The organism is Melioribacteraceae bacterium 4301-Me (genome assembly GCA_041538185.1).
Lineage (GTDB): Bacteria > Bacteroidota > Ignavibacteria > Ignavibacteriales > Melioribacteraceae > Pyranulibacter > Pyranulibacter aquaticus.
In genome coordinates this window covers 1-20315 of sequence record JBGORM010000008.1, presented here as the reverse complement: position 1 = coordinate 20315, position 20315 = coordinate 1, and the positions used below count along the sequence as shown (strand labels likewise).

21 protein-coding genes are annotated in these 20315 nt (G+C 33.9%); all 21 read right to left on the bottom strand.

Going from position 1 to position 20315, the window contains the following annotated elements; all coding sequences use genetic code 11:
- Positions 1-2 precede the first annotated feature (2 nt).
- The 21 genes from ABRY23_12345 to ABRY23_12245 all read right to left on the bottom strand — a co-directional run bounded on the left by ABRY23_12345 (position 3) and on the right by ABRY23_12245 (position 19623).
- Entirely contained in the window at positions 3-431 is a 429-nt protein-coding gene (locus ABRY23_12345; protein MFA3783842.1) for a flagellar export protein FliJ, read from the bottom strand.
- A 2-nt stretch (positions 432-433) separates the two neighbouring features.
- Positions 434-1753, bottom strand: coding sequence for a flagellar protein export ATPase FliI (fliI, locus tag ABRY23_12340; protein ID MFA3783841.1), 1320 nt, complete (start codon positions 1751-1753; stop codon positions 434-436).
- An 8-nt stretch (positions 1754-1761) separates the two neighbouring features.
- Positions 1762-2382 carry a FliH/SctL family protein gene (locus ABRY23_12335; GenBank protein ID MFA3783840.1) on the bottom strand — a complete coding sequence of 207 codons (621 nt, stop codon included), beginning with the start codon at positions 2380-2382 and terminating at the stop codon, positions 1762-1764.
- On the bottom strand, positions 2375-3418 hold the full coding sequence (gene fliG, locus ABRY23_12330; protein ID MFA3783839.1) for a flagellar motor switch protein FliG: 1044 nt from the start codon (positions 3416-3418) through the stop codon (positions 2375-2377). The genes ABRY23_12335 and fliG overlap by 8 nt, the downstream gene beginning before the upstream one ends.
- Positions 3411-5018, bottom strand: a complete 1608-nt coding sequence (fliF, locus tag ABRY23_12325; GenBank protein MFA3783838.1) for a flagellar basal-body MS-ring/collar protein FliF — start codon at positions 5016-5018, stop codon at positions 3411-3413. The genes fliG and fliF overlap by 8 nt, the downstream gene beginning before the upstream one ends.
- A 2-nt stretch (positions 5019-5020) precedes the next feature.
- Entirely contained in the window at positions 5021-5311 is a 291-nt protein-coding gene (gene fliE, locus ABRY23_12320; protein MFA3783837.1) for a flagellar hook-basal body complex protein FliE, read from the bottom strand.
- 3 nt (positions 5312-5314) lie between these two features.
- On the bottom strand, positions 5315-5557 hold the full coding sequence (locus tag ABRY23_12315; GenBank protein ID MFA3783836.1) for a hypothetical protein: 243 nt from the start codon (positions 5555-5557) through the stop codon (positions 5315-5317).
- A gap of 1 nt (position 5558) precedes the next feature.
- On the bottom strand, positions 5559-6062 hold the full coding sequence (gene flgC / locus ABRY23_12310; GenBank protein ID MFA3783835.1) for a flagellar basal body rod protein FlgC: 504 nt from the start codon (positions 6060-6062) through the stop codon (positions 5559-5561).
- A complete protein-coding gene (gene flgB / locus ABRY23_12305) occupies positions 6059-6475 on the bottom strand; it encodes a flagellar basal body rod protein FlgB (protein ID MFA3783834.1) in 417 nt (138 codons plus the stop codon). Before flgB ends, flgC begins: the two co-directional genes overlap by 4 nt.
- A 94-nt stretch (positions 6476-6569) precedes the next feature.
- Positions 6570-6815 carry a hypothetical protein gene (locus tag ABRY23_12300; GenBank protein ID MFA3783833.1) on the bottom strand — a complete coding sequence of 82 codons (246 nt, stop codon included), beginning with the start codon at positions 6813-6815 and terminating at the stop codon, positions 6570-6572.
- A gap of 1 nt (position 6816) precedes the next feature.
- Positions 6817-7881 carry a chemotaxis response regulator protein-glutamate methylesterase gene (locus ABRY23_12295; protein ID MFA3783832.1) on the bottom strand — a complete coding sequence of 355 codons (1065 nt, stop codon included), beginning with the start codon at positions 7879-7881 and terminating at the stop codon, positions 6817-6819.
- Positions 7874-9694 (bottom strand): chemotaxis protein CheA, encoded by a 1821-nt coding sequence (locus ABRY23_12290; GenBank protein MFA3783831.1) that lies wholly within the window; start codon positions 9692-9694, stop codon positions 7874-7876. The genes ABRY23_12295 and ABRY23_12290 overlap by 8 nt, the downstream gene beginning before the upstream one ends.
- 2 nt (positions 9695-9696) lie before the next feature.
- A complete protein-coding gene (locus ABRY23_12285; protein ID MFA3783830.1) occupies positions 9697-10374 on the bottom strand; it encodes a hypothetical protein in 678 nt (225 codons plus the stop codon).
- Positions 10375-10384: 10 nt separating this feature from the next.
- Entirely contained in the window at positions 10385-10765 is a 381-nt protein-coding gene (locus ABRY23_12280) for a response regulator (GenBank protein ID MFA3783829.1), read from the bottom strand.
- Positions 10766-10774: 9 nt separating this feature from the next.
- On the bottom strand, positions 10775-11140 hold the full coding sequence (locus ABRY23_12275; protein ID MFA3783828.1) for a response regulator: 366 nt from the start codon (positions 11138-11140) through the stop codon (positions 10775-10777).
- A 4-nt stretch (positions 11141-11144) separates the two neighbouring features.
- Positions 11145-12035, bottom strand: a complete 891-nt coding sequence (locus ABRY23_12270; GenBank protein ID MFA3783827.1) for a protein-glutamate O-methyltransferase CheR — start codon at positions 12033-12035, stop codon at positions 11145-11147.
- A gap of 14 nt (positions 12036-12049) precedes the next feature.
- On the bottom strand, positions 12050-13414 hold the full coding sequence (locus ABRY23_12265) for a HEAT repeat domain-containing protein (GenBank protein MFA3783826.1): 1365 nt from the start codon (positions 13412-13414) through the stop codon (positions 12050-12052).
- Between the two features lie 133 nt (positions 13415-13547).
- Positions 13548-14033 carry a chemotaxis protein CheW gene (locus tag ABRY23_12260; protein ID MFA3783825.1) on the bottom strand — a complete coding sequence of 162 codons (486 nt, stop codon included), beginning with the start codon at positions 14031-14033 and terminating at the stop codon, positions 13548-13550.
- A 12-nt stretch (positions 14034-14045) separates the two neighbouring features.
- Positions 14046-16136 (bottom strand): methyl-accepting chemotaxis protein, encoded by a 2091-nt coding sequence (locus tag ABRY23_12255; GenBank protein ID MFA3783824.1) that lies wholly within the window; start codon positions 16134-16136, stop codon positions 14046-14048.
- 956 nt (positions 16137-17092) lie between these two features.
- Positions 17093-19207, bottom strand: coding sequence for a methyl-accepting chemotaxis protein (locus ABRY23_12250; GenBank protein MFA3783823.1), 2115 nt, complete (start codon positions 19205-19207; stop codon positions 17093-17095).
- A 26-nt stretch (positions 19208-19233) separates the two neighbouring features.
- On the bottom strand, positions 19234-19623 hold the full coding sequence (locus ABRY23_12245) for an energy transducer TonB (protein ID MFA3783822.1): 390 nt from the start codon (positions 19621-19623) through the stop codon (positions 19234-19236).
- Positions 19624-20315 lie beyond the last annotated feature (692 nt).

Genomic DNA, 20315 nt, shown 5'->3' with positions numbered 1-20315 from the left:
AATCAGCCTCGCGTAAATTTCTGTACCGATATTTCATCAAGCTGTTTATTCTCTTTCTTATTTTGTTCATACTTGAATTGCTCTTTAAAGTTATTTTCAAGGGTATCAAATATTTTATGCTCTTTAGTTTTTTGTATTAAATCTTGACGCAATATTTCCCTTTTATTTTTCAGCTGTTCTATTTTTTTGTTCAACGAGTCTATTTTCTTTAGAATAAGCAGTTCATGATTTTTCTTAAAAAGTATTTCTCCAATAGTTTTCGCTTTAGCACTTTCAAACACTGCATCTGTTAAATTTTTATTTAGTTTCTTAACTTCGTCCATTAACTGCAAAATTTCTTTTTCTACATCACTTAAAGCTGACTGTGCTAAATTTTTCTTTTGTTCTTTTACTTTTTTTACTGTTTCATATTTGTATACAAATGCGGTCATAACTAACTCAATGGAAGTTCAATAATTTTTTCCAATAAATTTTTAGATTGTTCGAAAGTTGATTTTTCCATCATGTCCTGCTTAAGGAAACTTCTAAGTTCACCAATTTTTGAAATTGCATGATCTATTTGAGGATTACTACCTTTGACGTAAGCGCCGATATTTATCAAATCTTCAGCCTCGTTATAAGAAGCAAGTATTTCATTAAAACTCATTGCTCTTTTCCTATGGTTTGCATCAACAATATCTGGCATCACCCTACTTACACTTTGAAGAACATCAATCGCAGGATATTGACCTTTGTTTGCTAATTTTCTGGAAAGAACTATATGTCCATCTAAAATAGAACGAACTGCATCTGCAATAGGTTCAGTCATATCGTCGCCGTCAACAAGTACAGTATAAAAGCCGGTAATTGAGCCTTTGTTAGTATTGCCGGCTCTTTCCAACAGTTTAGGCAGAATTGCAAAAACAGAAGGCGTATAGCCTTTTGTAGTTGGAGGCTCACCAACGGTCAAACCAATTTCCCTTTGAGCCATTGCAAATCTTGTAACCGAATCCATCATTAAAACAACATCTTTACCCAAGTCACGGAAATATTCAGCAATGGTAGTTCCAATATAAGCACCTTTAATTCTAAGCAAAGCTGATTTATCGCTGGTTGCAACAACTACAACAGATTTTTTTAGTCCTTCTTGGCCAAGGTCTTTTTCAATGAATTCCCGTACTTCTCTGCCTCGTTCTCCAATTAGAGTAATTACATTAACATCTGCGTTTGTATTTCTTGCAATCATTCCAAGAGTTACGCTTTTGCCCACACCGCTCCCAGCAAAAATCCCAATTCTTTGTCCTTTTCCTACTGTTAACAGGCCATCTATTGTTCTAATACCGGTCTGCAGAGGCTCTTTAATTCTTTTTCTTTCAAGAGGATTAGGTGGTTCCCTATGTAATGTTCGCAATGATTTATATTCAATTTCACCTTTGCCATCAATTGGATTGCCGAGACCGTCAATAATTCTTCCAAGCAGCTGCTCACCTACAGGTATAGTAAATGTTTTCTCTGATGAAATAATTTCACAAGCTGGAGAAATTTTTTGTACCTCGCCTAAAGCAATTGAAAGCACTTTGCCTTCTTTAAATCCTACGACTTCTGCTTTACACACTTCCTCACCGCTGCTGTTTATGACTTTGCAAATTTCACCCAAGGATACATTTGGTCCGGAAGAAACTATAACCAGCCCTGTAACATCTGTAACTTTGCCGTTAACTTTAATTGGGTCAAAGTTGTGTAATGCTCTTTTATATTTTTTTACTAAACTCATAGCAAAAATTAAACTTCTGGTACAATGTTTATAGTTTCCAGCATTCTTCTAATTTCTTTTAATTGAGCACTCACTCTTCCATCCACGTTTCCGATATCTGTTTCTATTAAACATCCGCCGGGTTCAATTTTATCATCAGTTTCAAATTTTATTTTTGAATATGCAGTACTGCTTAAAATTGCTTTGCTTTCATCATGAAGTTTATCATAATCGCTGGGGTTAATTTTAATAATAACATTATTTGCACCTATTACTTTTTTCATAGCTTGAGTTAGCACCTCATTTATAGGCGTATTTTTATCTATCTTCTCCTTAATAATTTTTTCAGAAATTAAGAATGAAACCTCCAAAACAGTTTTCTCAAACGAGTCTTCGTATGTTTTTACTATATTATTAATGCTAGCCAATAAGTTATCCAATTCTATCATTCTCTTTTGAATTTTTTCTGAATAATTTTTTTCCAGTTCCTCTTTGCACTTCAAATAGCCTTTTTCAAAACCTTCCGAAAAAGCTGCTTCAATTAAGTCTTTTTCTTTCTTTTCTTTTGATTCAATTATATCTGTCTCTACAGAGTCTAATTTTTTTATATTAATTTTTTTCTTGTTCTGTATTTTGATTACACTAGACATAAATATCTTCCATGCTACCGCGTATATTAAGAGAAATTTCACCGTTTTCTTCCATAGTCTTTACTACTTCCATAATTCTTGCTTGAGCAGCTTCAACTTCTTTTAGTTTAACCATACCCATGTATTGAAGTTCTTCTTTAATTAAATCCGATGCCCGTTCAGACATATTTGAGAAAATTTTATTTTTTAATCTCTCATCTGCCGTTTTCAAGGCTAAAACAAGGTCCTTTCTCTCGATATTTTGCAGCACTTTTTGAAGATCCTTATCATGCATGTGAATTAAATCTTCAAATAGCAGCATCAACCTTTGTACTTCTACTGCTACGGTTGAATCTATTTCTTCAATTTTTTCAAGTACTTCTTTACTCATAGAAATACTAGACCTATTTAGAATTGAGGCAAGGGCTTGCGGCCCTCCAAGTTTACTAATTGACTGGCTCATTGTAAGTCCCGCCATTTCATCAACAACTTTTTCAATTCGTTTAAGTGTTTGCGGTGAAACTTTTCCAAGCGTAGCAATTCTGTAAGCTACTTCTACCCTTAAATCCTCTGGCATTTCTTTTAATGCGCTTGCTGTCTGGTCGGGACTTAAATGAGACAAAATAAGGGCTATTGTTTGAGGGTGCTCTTTATTTAGAAAATTTATTAATTGTGTAGAATCCGCTTTCTTAAGTACATCAAAACCTTTAAGAGTTGTAAGGTTTTTCACCTTTTCAATAATTTCAATGGCTTTGTTGATACCAAAAGATTTTTCGAGTATGGCTTGTGCATATTCAATTCCTCCTTCAAGCATGTATTCCCTTGCCGTAACCATATTGTAAAACTCAGTTAATACCTGGTCAACAACATTTGAAGGAGTATTTTTCACTTGAGAGATTTCTGCTGATATCATCTCAACATCAGCAGTATCTAAAAACTTAAACACTTCGGCTGCGGTCTCTACATCAAGAGCAACCATTAGTAAAGCTGCTTTTTGAACACCTTTGATTGTAGGTGTTCTGTTATCTCTTACTTGTAATTTATCTGTTTCACTCATCTTCGTGCAACCAAGAATTTATTAGTTTTGCTGCGTCCATTGGATTTTTAGAAACGTAATTAGCAATTTTTTCCTGTTGAGTTTTTTTCCTTAAAGCTTCATCTGAGATTTCATCTTCAATATCCCCAATATGAATTGGCAGCTTTTTCTTTTTTACTGCTTGTTGATTCAAATTCGGTTCATTTTCTGGTGCAGGCTGCAATGCAATTATATCACTCATTTGTTCACCTTTAATTGGAGTAAGTAATATTCTTTCGGTTTTTAATCTTTGCATTAATTTTTTAATTATGAATAATGAAGCGCCGATAGCTACAATAATCAAAACTAAATTAATCCATTTATCAACATCTTCTGGAATAAACGTGTTATTTTTTTCAATTTGCGGCAGATTAAACGCGTTCATGTTATTTTGTTCGAAGGGAAAACTTACAATTGAAAAACTATCGCCTCTCGACTCATCAAATCCCAAAGCATTTTTTATTATTAAACCAAATTTATTAAGCTGCTCTTGTGTTCTTTGCTGATAAGTTATTTCCTTTTTGCCGTTCTTTTCTATTTCTTGAGGTATATCATTTACAACCGCTGCAATGCTTATTCTTTTAATGTTTCCAGTTCCTTCTATTACTTTTTGTATTGACTTGTTAATTTCGTAATTAGTAATTGTATTTTGACTTACATTAGCAGTCGAGTCATTTAACTTTTTACCATTATTTTCAGACTTTATAGTTTGTTCGCTAATTGCAACTTGTGAATCGGGGTCGTACTGTTCCATTGTTTTTTCCACTTGGTCAAAATTTAAGTCTACGCTTACCTGCACTGCTGAATTGCCGTACCCAAGAACATTATCTAAAATTTTTTGGGCTTTTTGACTTAAATACTTTTCTACAGATTGTTTTAGCTCATATTGCGTGGAGGTTGCTGCAATTAGTGAATTATCATCATTATTTTTGGAAAGCAAATGTCCTTGTGTATCTATTATTGTTACTTTGCTTTGTGTTAACCCTTCTACACTGCTTGCAACAAGATTAACAATAGCAGTGATGTTTGTCGGCGATAAACTATAACCCGGTTTTAACTTTAAAACTACAGAAGCAGAAGGAGATTTCTCTTCATCTTTAAATATTGATTTTTCGGGCATAACAATCATAACACGTGCACCTAAAACTCCTTCTTGCTGCATAATAGTTCTGGATAATTCCCCTTCAAGTGCCCGTTTAAAATTCAGCTTCTGCATAAATTCTGACATACCCATAGTATTCTTATCAAAAATTTCATAGCCAATTACACCTGAAGATGGAATTCCCTTGCTTGCCAGCGCCAATCTCACCTCATAAACAACTTCTTGAGGTACTTTTATTGTTCTGCCTCCGCTTTCAAGTTTAAATGCTATTTTCTGAGAATTTAGGTAATCAACAACCTTCGAAGCATCTTCTTCAGAAATGTTGGAATAAAGAGTGGCGTAGTTGGGTTCATTTATGATACTTATAAAAACACCAAATAGGACAATAACGACAATTGCAGCACCACCAATTAAAATTTTTTGCTGCGGGGCTAATTTGTTAAATAATTGCAGTAATTCACTAAAAGGGTTTTTGTTCATGGCTAAATAGGCATTCTAATTAGTTCTTTGTACATGTCAATAGCTTTATTTCTAATTTCCATTAGCAGCTCTAAATTTGTTTTAGCTTTTTCACCTGCTATCATTACTTCGTGCAGGGGAATATCTTCACCGTTTATATATTTTTCTGTAGCTTTTTCTGCTTCTAATTGGGAATCTTTTACGCTGCTAATAAGATTTGTAATAAGATTCTGAAAATCCTCTTTATTGTTCGTTCTGTTTTTTTCTGTCTGCCCTAATAAAGGCAACGAATTAGATAACTCACCTATTTTCATTTTTCAACCTCTTTTATCAATCAATGTACCTAAAGAAACTTCCGATTTTTTACCTGTTCTTCCATAAAAAGAATAGTTCATTACCTCGTTTTTATTTTCTGGGAAGATAGTTGCAAAGTGCTTCTTTTCACTTTTAGTTAAATCCTGAGGCTCAACAGTTTTTAATTGAACTTGATTTGGGTTAAATGTTTTGTTCGCTTTAATTAATGGAGAATAATTGCCGATGTTGTTAAAAGATATTTTCATTTTATATCTCCAATGTATCTTTTACAATTTGCTTTGAAGAATTAAGAGCAGTTAGATTTGCTTCATAATTTCGGGTTGCTTCAATCATGTCGACCATCTCATTAATAATGTTAACATTAGGCATTTGAACATATCCGTTTTGGTCTGCATCCGGGTGCCCAGGCATATAAACTAATTCTCCTTGTGTTGTATCTTGTTCAACTTGAGAGTCTATGCCTAAAGTATTTTCTCCGTTTAAATCCTGCGGTTGATCTTGAGAATTTACAATATGATTCTCATTTGTGCCTTTCAATGTTATTGTGGGCATTGCATCATTAAGATTATTAATGGAGGCTTGTTCATCTTGAATTACCCTTAAGAATTGTCTTTTGTAAGGCGTCCCTTCTTTTGTTCGTGTAGTATCCGAATTAGCTATATTTTCTGCGATTAGATTCATTTTCTTTCGTTGAATTGCTAGACCTTTGGCACTAATTTCAAAAGCTTTAAATACATCACCTATTTTCATTGCTGACCTCCGCCTTTAATTACACTCTGCAAAGTTTTGAAATAATTATTTATTTTTTTTGCAGCGAATCGGTAGTTAAGTGTGTTCTTCGCAAGTTCTGCCATTTCTTTTTCTATATCTACATTATTTCCATTTAACAGATAAGCATCAGGCTTATCTTCTGTTATCTCAAATTCCGAATGATTTACACCTTCTATTGACTTAATATGCTGTGGCTCGGTTACCTTCAGCAAAGAATTTAGCTCATCGTTGAAAAAAGCATTGAACTTTACATCCTCTCTGTGATAATTTTCTGTAGCTGCATTGGCTATGTTTTTACTTATAACTTGATTTTTAACTGAACAGTAATTAAGAAATTTTTCGAGCAGCTTTATGTTAGATACCGACACTGCGAATCCCTTTTTTGTTATCAAAAGACAATCTTAGTGCCAGTAAAAAATGATTTTTTAAGTAGAATTTAACGGAGAAGAAATTTAATATTGGCTAAAATTAACCACTTGTCATTTATTATTCAGAATAATCGAGAGTTATGGTCTTTGTTTGTCCGCATGAGCATATAAATTTAATTTCTTTCAGTACATCATCACTATCTTTTTTCAAAATAATTTTTACATTTTCGTGCGGTTCTTCGTCAACAGTAATTTTTGTATTGCCTGCAATAGTAGCTTCATTTTTTTTGATTACGTTTTTCTTAGGAGAAGATGAATTTGAAATAATTTCGAGATAAACTGGTTCATTAAAATTATTTTCCATTTCAAGCTCCCATATTAATTAAGTTAGGAATTTTTTCCAGTGGTGCTACTGCATCGGCTAAACCAGCCTCTACAACCGATTTCGGCATACCGTAAACAACACAACTCTCTTCGTCCTGCGCAATACACTTTCCACCGTATTTTTTAATCTTTTCAACGCCTTTAGTACCATCTCTTCCCATGCCAGTCATAACAACACTGAGTAAATAACTCTTATAAATATCAGCTGCAGATTCAAAAAGAACGTCGACTGAAGGCTTATGCAATGTATCATTAGGGTAATCAGAAATGTTAATTACAATTTCGTCCTTGCTATTTTTAGCAACCATCATTTGTTTTCCACCTGGTGCAATATAAATTGTTCCCTTTTTTACAATTTCCAAGTTTTCCCCTTCTTTAACTTCAAGTTGACAAAGCGAATTAAGACGATTTGCCAGCGAAGCTGTAAATTTAGGCGGCATATGTTGTACTATGAAAATTGGACTTAACAATTTCGGTGAAATTTGCGGCAGTAATTTTTGAAGTGTAAACGGTCCGCCTGTTGAAATCCCAATACAAACTGCTTTAAAATTATTCCCAATCTTAGCTTCATCATAAGTTAATTTTTGAGATGGCTTAGCTATACTTAACTTGTTTATTCTGTTGTAAGTTTCTTGTATCTTTTTTTTATGAGCAATTGATTTTACTTTGTAAATTATCTCTTCTTTAAGTTTTACAAAATCGATATTTACAAAGGATTTCCCTTTGGGAATGAAATCGACCGCGCCAAGTTCAAGAGCTTTTATCGTGCTTTCCGCCCCTTCTTCGGTAAGTGAACTAACCATAAGTACTGGAGTAGGAAAATCACTCATTATCTTTTTAAGAACTGTAAGCCCATCCATTTTAGGCATTTCAATATCAAGCGTAACAACATCAGGTCTATACTTTTGAACTTTCTCTAAAGCATCTAACCCATCCCTTGCAGTATCTATAATTTCTATGGAATCATCACTCTCAAGCATAAGAGTCAACGACTTACGCATAAATGCAGAATCATCTACGATCAATACTTTAATTTTATTATTCATTTTCTTGCTTCATATTTATTAATTCGCCAATGTCTAAAATCATCACTACTCTGCCATCACCCATTATAGTAGAGCCGGCAATTCCTTTAACATTGCCCAAATAACTGCCAAGTGATTTTATTACAACTTCTTTTTGACCCATTAACTCATCTACTTTAATTCCAAATCTTTTCTCAGCTATTCCACACACTACTATATATTGCCAAACTGAAGATTGTTTTTTACCATTAGTTTTATTCAGCAAATGAGTTAAATCAACAAGCGGCAGAACAACATCTCTTACCTTAACAACCTCATTCCCATTTACCGAATAAATATTTTCGCTGTGTTCTCTTATTACTTCTATTACAGTGCTTAGAGGAATTACATAATACTCTGTATCAATTCTAACTATCATGCCGGTTATAATAGCAAGCGTAAGCGGCAGACGAATAATAATTTTTGTCCCTTCCCCCACCACTGATTCAATATTAATTATTCCTCGTAGCTTTTGTACATTGGTGCGAACTACATCCATTCCCACGCCTCTTCCCGAAACGTTAGTTACCTGTTCAGCTGTTGAAAAGCCCGGCAAAAAGATTAGGTTGTATATATCTTGTACAGAAAGTTCTTTTGCTTTAGCTTCTGAAATTAAATTCTTACTTATTGCTTTTTGTTTTATTAATTCTGGGTCAATTCCTCTTCCGTCATCTTCTATTGAAATTATTATATCGTTACCTTCTTGATGAGCCGAAAGAACAATTTTACCAGTTGGATCCTTTCCAATTCGTTTCCTTTCTTCTGCTTGCTCTATGCCATGATCTACTGAATTACGGACAAGATGAACAAGTGGGTCGTATATTTCTTCAATCAAAGTTTTATCAAGTTCTGTCTCTTCACCTTTAATTTCCAATTTTATATTCTTATTCATTTCCTTAGATAAATCTCTTACAAGCCGCGGAAATCGATTAAATATTTTGCCAATTTTAATCATCCTCGTTTTCATCACAACAAGCTGAAGTTCATTAGTCATTAAATCTATATGTTTTGTAGTCTCTGATAAATCGCGGGCAATATCAGTCCCCTCAAACTCTGTTGCAAATTGACCTGTAATTTGCGCTAATCTGTTTCTGCCTAAGACAAGTTCAGAAACTATATTTAATAATTGGTCAAGTCTTTCAACTTCTACACGTATACTTGTATCTTCTTTTTTAGAGTTAACATTTGTTTTAGATGAGTTTAATTCTGCTGCTGAATCGTTATTCGTTTCGTCTGGTATATCTTTTTCTTCATCGTAATCATTATTTTCAACAAATTTCTCTTCTTTTAAATTTATGATCTCATCTGTTTTTTTAGATTTAGCTTGCAAACTTTTTGGGTTGCTGTTTTTCCCTTTTTTGTCTTTTGTGCTTTTCGATTTCCCATTTAAAATATTATCCAGTTCTTTTAAGCTTTTCTGAATGTTAACATTTTCATTTTTGTTTGTCTCTATCGAATTGAGCAGCAATTTAATTTTATCGAAGGCTGACAACAGTCCATCCATCATTTCTGAAGTTAAAACTTCCTCCCCTTTTCTCAGCTTATTAAGTATATCTTCACACTTGTGCGTTAATAGTGGAAGTTTTTCTAAGCCGAGAAATCCAGATGTGCCTTTAATTGTATGAAAAGCACGGAAGACCTTGTTGAGCAATTCAGAGTCATTCGGATTGTTTTCAAGTTCTACAAGATCCAAATCTAAATTTTCAATTATCTCTTTTGTTTCTACAATAAAACTCTCAACAATTTCTTTCATGCTGGCGTCGTTAAACACCGCAAGTTCGTTTGTAGCTTTCATATTCATTTATAGAATAGTTTATCAATTTCTTCTTGTGAGCTAATATTATTTTGATCAATAATTGAATCTACAATTTTTTGATGGTCATTTTTTTTGATATAACTTGCATCGGGGTCAAAAGCGATATTATCGTTTAAGTCCAATTTTACCATATCAATCTTGTTTAAATCTGCTTCTTCAATATCATTAATTAACTTTGCAAGATTTTTTTGGACAGATTCAATAAGGTGATTAACTGCCGCTAATTGCTGTGCTGTTATATCTTGTACTTGTAAAGAAAGCGTGATATTATTAGAGTAATCTTTTATTCGCTTGATGCTTTCTTTAGTTTTTTTCAGCTCTTCTTCAGTAAGTGCTGATTTTATGTCATCTATTTTTTTATTATAAGTTTTTTCCAGATTGTCTATTTCAGTGGTAATATTATCTACCATATCTAAAATTTCAGTGGTTGCTAATTCAGTTGCATGTGTAACATCGTTAATTTTATGTGAAGCTTTAGGAATTTTGGATGTGCTTTCCAAAATAGAATCGTTAATGTTTTCAAGCAGCGGTACAGTCTCCCCCATGAAATCAATAAGATTTTGTATTATTGGAATAATTTTTTGTCCGTAATTAAAGACCTTTTTTAAGTCCTCAAGTTTATTAAATACCTGAACAATATTTTTTTGCTTAGAAGACATAAAAAATCTCCTATTGTGAGTTTTCTAAAATCTGTGTTATTTTTTCTTTCAAGACTTGCGGTGTAAAGGGTTTGACAATGTAATTATTCACTTTTGCATTCATTGCTTCCACAATATCTTCCTTTACGCCACGAGTGGTAACCATTAGGACAGGCAAATTTTTCAGTTTGTCATTAGAACGGATTGCTTTAAGTAAATCCAATCCAGAAAGACCTGGCATATTCCAATCAGTAATCACAAAATTAATTGAGTCATCGGCACCAAGTTTATTAAGAGCATCGTTACCGTCAACTGCTTCAACGAAATTTTCATAGCCGAGATTTTTTAACGAGTTGGCTACTATTCTGCGCATAGTTAAAGAATCATCCACTATTAAAAATTTTAATGACATAAGCACCTCTCAGTTTAAGTATTTTGAGACTTCATATACTACCCTTTTGGGGTCGAATGGTTTAATTAAATAAGAATTAGCGCCCGCTCGTAAACCCTCTTGTACTTCATTTTGACTGCTTAACGAACTTAAAATTATGATTGGTATATCCTTAAATTCCGGGGTTCTTCTTACTGTTCTTACGAGTTCTAAGCCGTCTATATTTGGCATGTTTAAATCAGTAATAATCAAATCTATTTTTTCATAAGGAAGTTTTTCTAATGCTTCCATACCATCAGAGGCAGCAATAACATTGTAGCCGTGAGAAAGCATTGAAAAAGAAACAAACTTTCTGATAGTCGGAGAATCCTCTACGACTAAAATTACCCTCTTCATCTTGCTACTCCTTCTTATATCCTATTGTTTTAGGAAAGTTAACCAACTTAAACGCTTTTGAAATTCCATGCAGTGTTTCAGAGTAACCTATAAACAGGTAGCCATTTTTATTTAGTGAATCGTACAGACTTGAAACTACACGAGCCTTAGATTCATTATTAAAATAAATCAATACGTTTGCACAGAAAATCACATCGAAGTTGTTCATTTGTTTTACCGCAAGTGTATCATATAAATTCAAAACTTTGAAAGAAACCATTGATTTAACTTCCTGCTTCAATTCAAAAAAATTTTCTTCTTTGTTAAAGTATTTTTTAATGTAGTAAGGAGAAGTTTGATGAAGAGAATATTCTCTGTAAACGCCCTTTTTCGCTGCTTCGATAACGGCTTTGTTAATATCTGTGCCAATAATCTCAAAAGTGAAGTGTGGAAATTTTGGTTTTACCAGTTCTAATATTACCATTGCAATAGTGTAAGCCTCTTCTCCAGTCGATGATGCTGCACTCCAAATCCTAATTTTTTTATCGCCAAGTGAACTTTTATACTCAACTAATTCAGGAATAATACTAGACACAAGTGAATCAAACTGCGGCTGGTTACGGAAGAAAAAAGTTTCGTTAATTGTTATCGCTTCGTATAAATGCGTTATTTCTTTTGAATAATTAAGTGAATTATTTAGGTAATCATAATATTCTTCAAATGAATTTAAACCAAGATAATTTATCCTGCGAAGTAATCTGCTCTCTAAAAGATATTTCTTATTATCCTGGAAATATATTCCTGTACTGTTAAAAATAAATTTTCTCCATTGATCAAATGTTCTATCGGACAAATTAATTTTTTGCGGTAGAATAGTCCGTAAAGAATCAGATTGAATTGCATTTTGCTGAAACATTAATTTGGTTCCTTTTAAGAAAATAATTGTTTTGTTGTTTTTCTTATCATTTCATCTTCATCATTTAATAATTTTGCCAGTAAGTCCGAAGGCATATTAAATTTGTTCTCGTACAACAGTTCAATTACTCTTAGTCTGTTCCACACAATTTCATCTTCGAGCATTGATTCTGCAAGTACAAAAGCATTCTTGTAGTCAACTCTAAAAATTAGTTCTATACAAATTCTCCTTAGCTCTTCATCAGGATGCAGCAAATATTTGCTGACAGTATTAGCAATTTTCTTTCTCAAAAGTTCATTTTCAGGCTCTAATATTTGCTCAAAAGAATGAAGCACTAAGGAATTTATCAGCAAAATAATTTCATTTACATTTGGGACGTCGTTTTCGATATATTCTGTTAACTCCAATAAGTACTCTACCGGTCGTTTAATTAACTTATGATAAATTATTTGGTCGAGCTCGCTATCTGTTCCATATAATTTGAACATGTAATCGTTCAGTTTTTTGTCATCAAATTGAATAGCAAGTTCTAATGCTGCCTTCTTATAATTTAACTCAGCTGAATCAATTGCTGTTAAAATCAAGTTTCTGGTTTTCTCATCGTAAGGAATATCAAAATTGTATCTTAAGCGTAAAGTATTAATTGTATCTATTGCGGCAAACAACAAAGCATTATCAAATTCACCTAACTTATTAAGCAAAAAGAAAAATGACTTTTCATTACCAATCGATTTTAGGCTTTCGATAATTGAATAGCGGGATAAATAATCTGCTTTATCAAAAGTATTTAGCATAAAATCCAAAACCTGTTCACCACCAATTTTGCCAAGTGCTTCTAAAACGGTAGCATTATAAATTTCATCTTTGCCGTACCATTGAATTACAAAATCTGCTGACGACTGCATACCAATATTGCCAAGCGCCTCTATACACGAGAGTATAACATTAGAATTAGTACTGCTCTTAAGAATTTTAACAATGTACTTTTCAGCGCTTGGGTCGCTTATTAATCCTAACAAATCAATTATAAATTTTTGGTCGTTTTCATTGGCATATTCTAACCTTTGAAGCAATGGAAATACAGCTGCACTGCCAACTTGGTATAGAATTTCACCAGCTAAGTTGCGTATAACAATATCTTCTGATGAGATTAGTTTTGTTAGTTTTAAAATAAGCAGGTTGCTCTTGATACGAACAAAAAGCTGCGAAACTGCGTCTCTAACCCCTTTATCTGAATCATTAAGCAGTTCACATAATTTGTCAGAAATTTTTTCATCAATATCTATAACCTCAATCTTTTCAAGTGTTTCTTTTCTAATTGTTGAATCACTTGAATTGAGCCCATCTATAATTTTTTTAGTATCGAGAATCTCAATCATATTAAAATTTCCCGTGAAGTGTTTTTATGTCAATTATAATGCCCAAATTTTCCTCAAATTTGGGTTAATTTAATTGGGATAATTAATTCTGCTGTACGATATTACACAGTTGACAAATTTTAATCACACTAAATCAAGCTGCATTTTCTAAAGCGTGCTTTTCCTTTTTTGAAAATATTTTATTTAAATCAAGAAGAATAAGCAGTCTGTTCTCCAACTTAGCAACTGAACTAATAAATTCCATATTAACATTACTGATAAACTCAGGCGTTTTTTCGGTTAAATCAGATGATATTCTAAGAACCTCATTTACAGCGTCAACTATAAAACCAATTACCTTATCATCAATTTCTACAACAATTATTCTTGTATCTTTATCCGGCTCTTTTTTAGGCATGCCAAGTTTAGTTCTTAAAGCAACTACGGGAATAATGCTTCCCCTAAGATTTATTACTCCTTCAATAAAATCGTCTGTATTAGGTACTTGCGTTATGTTAATTACTTTAATTATTTCCTTTACCTTTAGTATATCGATTGCATATTCTTCTTTGTTAACCCTAAAGCTGACAAGCTGCAGGATTTCAGACGATTTGTTTTTTCCACTATCGTTCATTTCCATTTTACGCCTCCTTTATGCTTCTACTAATTTGCCATTTGCTCTAACTGTTAACTTAGATGTAGTGTTTTTCTTTTCAACAAAACCGATATTAAATTTATTTATAAGATTTTGCAGATTGTCTGTTAATCTGTTAAGGTCTTCAGCAGCACGTGCAATTTGCTGAGTGCCGGAAGCAGATTCCTGAGTAACATTGTTAATTGATTCTATATTATGACTGATTTGTTCAGCAGTTGCAGATTGTTCCTCACTGGCTGCAGCAACTTGAGTAATAATGTCGTTTACCTGCTGAACAGATATTATAATTTTTTGAAGTGAATCACCGGCTCTAACTGCAAGTTCTTTGCCCCTTTCAACTTCTTTTACGCCATCTTCCATTGAAATAACTGCTTCGTTAGTGTCTTTTTGAATTTTCTTTATCATTTCAGCAATTTCTTTAGTTGCTTTAGTTGTACGTTCGGCTAATTTTCTAACTTCATCTGCTACAACAGCAAAACCTCTTCCCTGTTCGCCTGCACGAGCAGCTTCAATTGCTGCATTTAAGGCAAGCAAATTAGTCTGATCTGCTATGTCATCAATTACCTGAACTATCTCGCCAATTTGATCGCTGCTCTTGCCCAATTCTTTAATTGTAGTGCCAGTGCGGTTTACTACATTGGCAATTTCTTTCATTCCTTCTACAGTTTCTTGAACTGATTTATTGCCTTCGGTAGCTAATTCGAGCGATACTTTAGAATTTTCTGCGGCGTTCGACGCATGTTTTGTTGTTTGTGTTATTGTAGCAGTCATTTGATTTATTGCAGCCGCAATTTCATTTGATTGAGCACTTTGTTCCTGTGCACCAGCAGCTAATTCTTCTGTACTTGAAGATATTTGATTGCTTGCCGTTGCAGTAGCTTGAACTGCATCTATTACATCCCTCAATATCCTCACTACAGAGTCTCCAAGTTTGTTAACACTTTCTTTTAACAACTGGTGTTGTCCTTTATAGTTTTCGGTAACTCTTGGGGTAAAATCGCCTGTGGACATTGTTTCAATAACTTTTAGGCTATCTTGGACAGGTTTAACAATAGCATCAAGAGTTTCATTAAATCCCGTAATGATTTCTTTGTAAGCGCCTTCAAACTTTGAGGAGTTTCCTCGTTTATCCAATTGTCCTTCTATTGCAGCTTTAGTGAGAATATCAACTTCAGCAGAGAGGTTTCTTAGTGATTCAATAACCTTTTTCATTGCATTGGAAAGTATATCCTTTTCGCTTTTTGCAATTATATTTACAGAAAGGTCACCTTGAGAAACTTTTACTGCACCTTCCGCTTGCTGTTTCATATTCTCTACCATTTCACCAAATGATTTTTCTAGCATGCCAATTTCATCGTTGGTCTTATTTACTTGTGCTGACTCTATATTAACATCACCTCTTGATAACTTCTTTACATTTGTTACCAACCTATTAATAGGTTTACCAATAATAGAAGAAATCCAATAACCAAGGGCGATGGAAATAACCATTCCTAAAAAAGAAAAAATAAGCATTGTTAATTTATTTTTATCTCCACTCATAGCTATAATTTCAAAGCGCTTATCACTAATATCCTTTTGTAAATCAAATAATTTCCCGAGGGGCATTTTCCACTTTTCAAAACTCTCTTCAACTTTACCTTGCATAATTATTTTAGCCTCTTTTATCTCACCTCTATTTACAAAATTTACTAACGTCTTAATTTCTTCTCTGTAATCCTTGTATGCTTTTTCAAATTCTTCAGCTAAAAATTTTTCTTCCTCCGTTAAATCACTTTTTTTATAAGCATCCCAAGCGTCGTCCCCTATTCTAAAAAATTGACTGCTTGAGGATATATATTCCATTCTTTTAGCATCGTTTTCTGTAACTAATGCTTGATCTATACTCTTGCTTGCTATTAATAGCGAAGAACGAACTAAAGCTAATTTCACCACAGAATGGAGCTGATTCGACATTTCACTAGAACCTTTATTAGCATCCGATATTCCTACCCATCCAACATATCCAACTATAAGTGTTACAATTGAAACCATGACGAAAGAAAAAATAATCTTAAAACGTAAGCTTTTGTTTAAAAACCATCTCATAGTATTACCCTTTTTTATTAATTGATGCGCCCTTTAAGTGATGTTGTATTAAATTTTTCATTTCTGTAAAAAAGCGTGTATAAAGCAAATACGGATAATTAACCTCAAAAAAGTCTCTTTTCATATTTTATTATCGAAGCAAGGGAAGAGTAGTTAAGCCCAAAATCACAATTTTTTGCAGTTTCTTTGGATAAGATTAAAAGAAGCATTACCAGGGAAAATTTCATTCTTATGTTAAAAGTCGAGGGAACCTCGACCCTATATCATTTGAATCGTTAGTTTTTATCAATGTAGGGGCGGGGTCATCCCGCCCAAGCGTCAGTTTTCATCAATGTAGGGGCGAGGTTCTCTCGCCCAAACATCAGTTTTCACCAATGTAGGGGCAAGGTCTCCTTGCCCAAACATCAGTTTTCACCAATGTAGGGGCAAGGTCTCCTTGCCCAAGCACCAGTTTTCATCAATGTAGGGGCAAGGTCTCCTTGCCCTCTCGTCTGTGATTAACACAATAAACCATCCGTTGTTTGCTGTGCGATTAACCACATGCTGGGTCGGGAAAACCCCGACCCTATAACCGTTAATTCATCCGTTTACATTTCTACATGTAGGGTCGGGGTGACCCCGACCCTACAGCCGCTGAACCATCCGCTTTTAATCGACTGTTGCAACATGATTGGTTGAGGGAACCTCAACCCTACATCATTTAAATCATCTGTTTTCATCAATGTAGGGGCGGGGTCATCCCGCCCAAGCGTCAGTTTTCATCGGTGTAGGGGCAAGGTCTCCTTGCCCAAATGTCAGTTTTCATCCATGTAGGGGCGAGGTCCTCTCGCCCAAGCACCAGTTTTCACCAACTGTAGGGGCTGGGTCTCCCAGCCCCTACATTTGTAATTAGCGCATTAAACTAAAAAGTCCGCTATCAGCAAATCACTAATAAGCGGACAATCATAAAAATTTATTTATGCTTTACTTTTAATAAAAACCTTTCCATTACCTTTGTGAGAAACTTCATTCACACGCATTCTTGAAAAGTTACTGTTGTTAACGCTGCCCGAGATTTTAAATTTACTAAGCAATTTTTGCAAATTTTCGGTAAGTCTAATAAGCTCTTCAGAAGATTTAGCAATCTGCTGTGTACCTACTCCGCTTTGCTGAGTAACATTGTTAATCATTTCGATATTTTTACTTATTTGTTCAGCAGAAGCCGCTTGTTCTTCACTAGCAGAAGCGACTTGAACTGCCACGTCACTAACCTTTTGGGCGCCTTCAATAATTTCTTTAAGTACTGAACTTGCTTTATTAGCAGCTTCTTTTCCTTTTTCGACTTCTATAGTACCTTCTTTCATAAAAGAAACTGCTTCGCCGGTGTCTTTTTGAATTTTAGTAATCATCTGAGCTATTTCTTTAGTAGCCTTAGTTGTTCTTTCAGCGAGTTTACGCACTTCATCAGCAACTACAGCAAATCCTCTTCCTTGCTCGCCGGCCCTTGCCGCTTCAATAGCAGCATTCAAAGCAAGCAGATTGGTTTGATTTGCAATATCATCAATAACTTGAATTATTTCTCCAATTTGGTCGCTGCTTTTACCAAGTGCTTCAAGCATTTGAGCTGATTTTTCTACAACGGCAGCAATTTTCATTATTCCTTTAATTGTATTTTCAACTACTTGACCACCCTCGTTAGCTTTTTTACCGGATTCACGTGCGGTATCTGCTGCAAATGAGGCATTTTTAGTATTCTCAAAAATAGTTTTTGTAATTTCCTCAATTGATGCAGCTACTTCTTGAGTCTGATGCATTTGCTCTTGAGCACCAGCTGCCATTTGTTCTGTACTTGCAGAAATTTCATTAGAAGCTAAAGCAACTTGTGAAGCGCTGTTTGCTACTTCTGACATTGCAGTGTTCAATGATTCTACAAGTTCATTTATATTTTGCTTGATTACCTCGTAGTAGCCCGAATAATCTTTTTCTATCTTTTGAGTAAAATCGCCACTTGCAAGAATTTGGATAATTTTTGAAGAATCTTCTAATGGACTAACAATAGCGTCAAGTATAGAATTTATACCTTCAATTAATTTTTTCCAATCACCGCTGAATTTAGAAACATCACCTCGTACGTTAAGATTGCCTTGTTTACTTGCATCAATCAATTTATTTGCTTCATTTAAAAGACTTCCCAGAGTTTCTACTTCTTTATTAAAGGCGAAAGCCAAATTATCTTTATCTGATGCTGGTTTAACTTTTTTCATATTACCAGCGGCAATTTCTTCGGCTGCGTTAATTTTTTCAATTTGTGCTTCTTTCAGGACCAACAAAGATTCGCCCAATTGTCCAATTTCGTCCTTTGATTTTACTTCTATATCTACATCATAATTGCCCAAAGAAAATTCGTGAACAGCATTTTTCATTTTCAACAAAGGTCGTGCTAAAGCTGGAACTAAAAAGAAAACAAAAACCAAGTACAACCCAGCTCCTAAAATTGCACCAACAATTGTCATAACTATAGCGCCTGAAACAATACTAGCACTTGTTTTATTCAGTCGATTAGCAGTGTTATTAAGCTCATTGTTAATTTGGGTAAAAATTGATTTTAACTTTTTACCCACTTCTTCACCAGAGGAAGTTGCAATTTCTGCTGCCATAGTATAATCTTTTATAGCAGTTGCGCTTAAAATTCCATCTGCAACAACAGATGTATACTCATCCCAAGTTTTTTTAACTTTATTTAAGTTTTCAGTTATTTTTTCGTTTTGGTTTTGAGATAGTAAGGAATCAATATAGCCCGTTATTTTTGCTTTCTTCTCTTGGTATATCTTTAGATTTTCATTCGTCTGTGATTCAAATGCGGGAATAGTAAATTTCATAAGAGTAAATTGTACATCGTTGAATTCAGAATAAATGCGGTCGACTTTTAGTGTGGGTTCTACAAATTTTTGAAACACTTCTTCATTAACATTTCTTAGCTTGTAGATTTCGTAGATACCCACAAGAATAACAATAGTGCAAATTGCACCGAGAAGGGTAAATCCGGTTTGGATTTTCTTCATTATAGTCAAGTTGTTGAACCATTTAATCATTTTAATACCTGCTTTTTAATTTTTTATTAAGAAGTTAACTTAAATACAAACGCCATAGTTAATTTAACCTTTACAGGGGCACCGCCTTTAAGTCCAGGTTTAAATTTAGTTTTCTTCACTGCATCGATTACAGCCTCATCACAGCCGGCACCTATACCTTTAATAACCTTCACATCATCCACGCCGCCGTGCTCGTTAATGAAAGCCAAAACATAAACTTTGCCTTCAACGCCTGCCTTTTGAGCAATTTGAGGGTAAACAATTAATTTATTTATTGCTGCTAAACCGCCTTCAGGCTCTGGCATAACATCTGCAATTGCAATATATTCATCGCCAGCTTGCGCGTATGTTGAAGTATTTGAATAATAATTAATTATTAAAAAGAGAATAAAAACAAATGGTATTGTTCTTTTCATCGTGAGACCCCGTTATTAAAATGAAATGTTATTTTTCTCCTTATTATCGTTTTTTTTACGATTTACTTTAGCTTTGATTTTATTTTTTATCAGTGGTTACGTTGTAAGACAAAGGGCACTTTGAATTTATAATGTAATTTTGATTGTTTTAGTAATATTTTTTGAAGGTGACAACGAAAAAACACCGTTTTTGAAATGCAGACTTGTCCTTATTAGTTACACGGAGAACCACAGAGAATTCACGGAGAACGTAATGGGTGAAGAACCCTTAAACCCTACAATTGAAATGATTTTAGTTGACTTACAAACAAGCTGATAGCAAGCTGATAGGATTTCAATAAAGTAATCATACTAATGAAGCTTTTGACTAAATTATAGCATAAACAAAACCTTACCACAAGGTGGTGAATTCACATTTTACTTTCAAATAACCTTAGTAACATCACTACCAAAAAAGAAGATTAACCTTATTACCTTATCCTTAATTTTTGTTTTTCAAAGTATAATTAGTTAAAGGAATTTCAACCCTACAACCGCTGAAGCATTCGTTTTTATCTGCTGCTGAAAAAATTCATCATCTTACTTTTTTTGTTTGAGATTGCTTCACTCACTTCGTTCGTTCGCAATGACAGGAATGAGGTTTGTCTAGTTCCTTAGAGATTGCTTCATCCCGACATACTTCGTCGGGATTC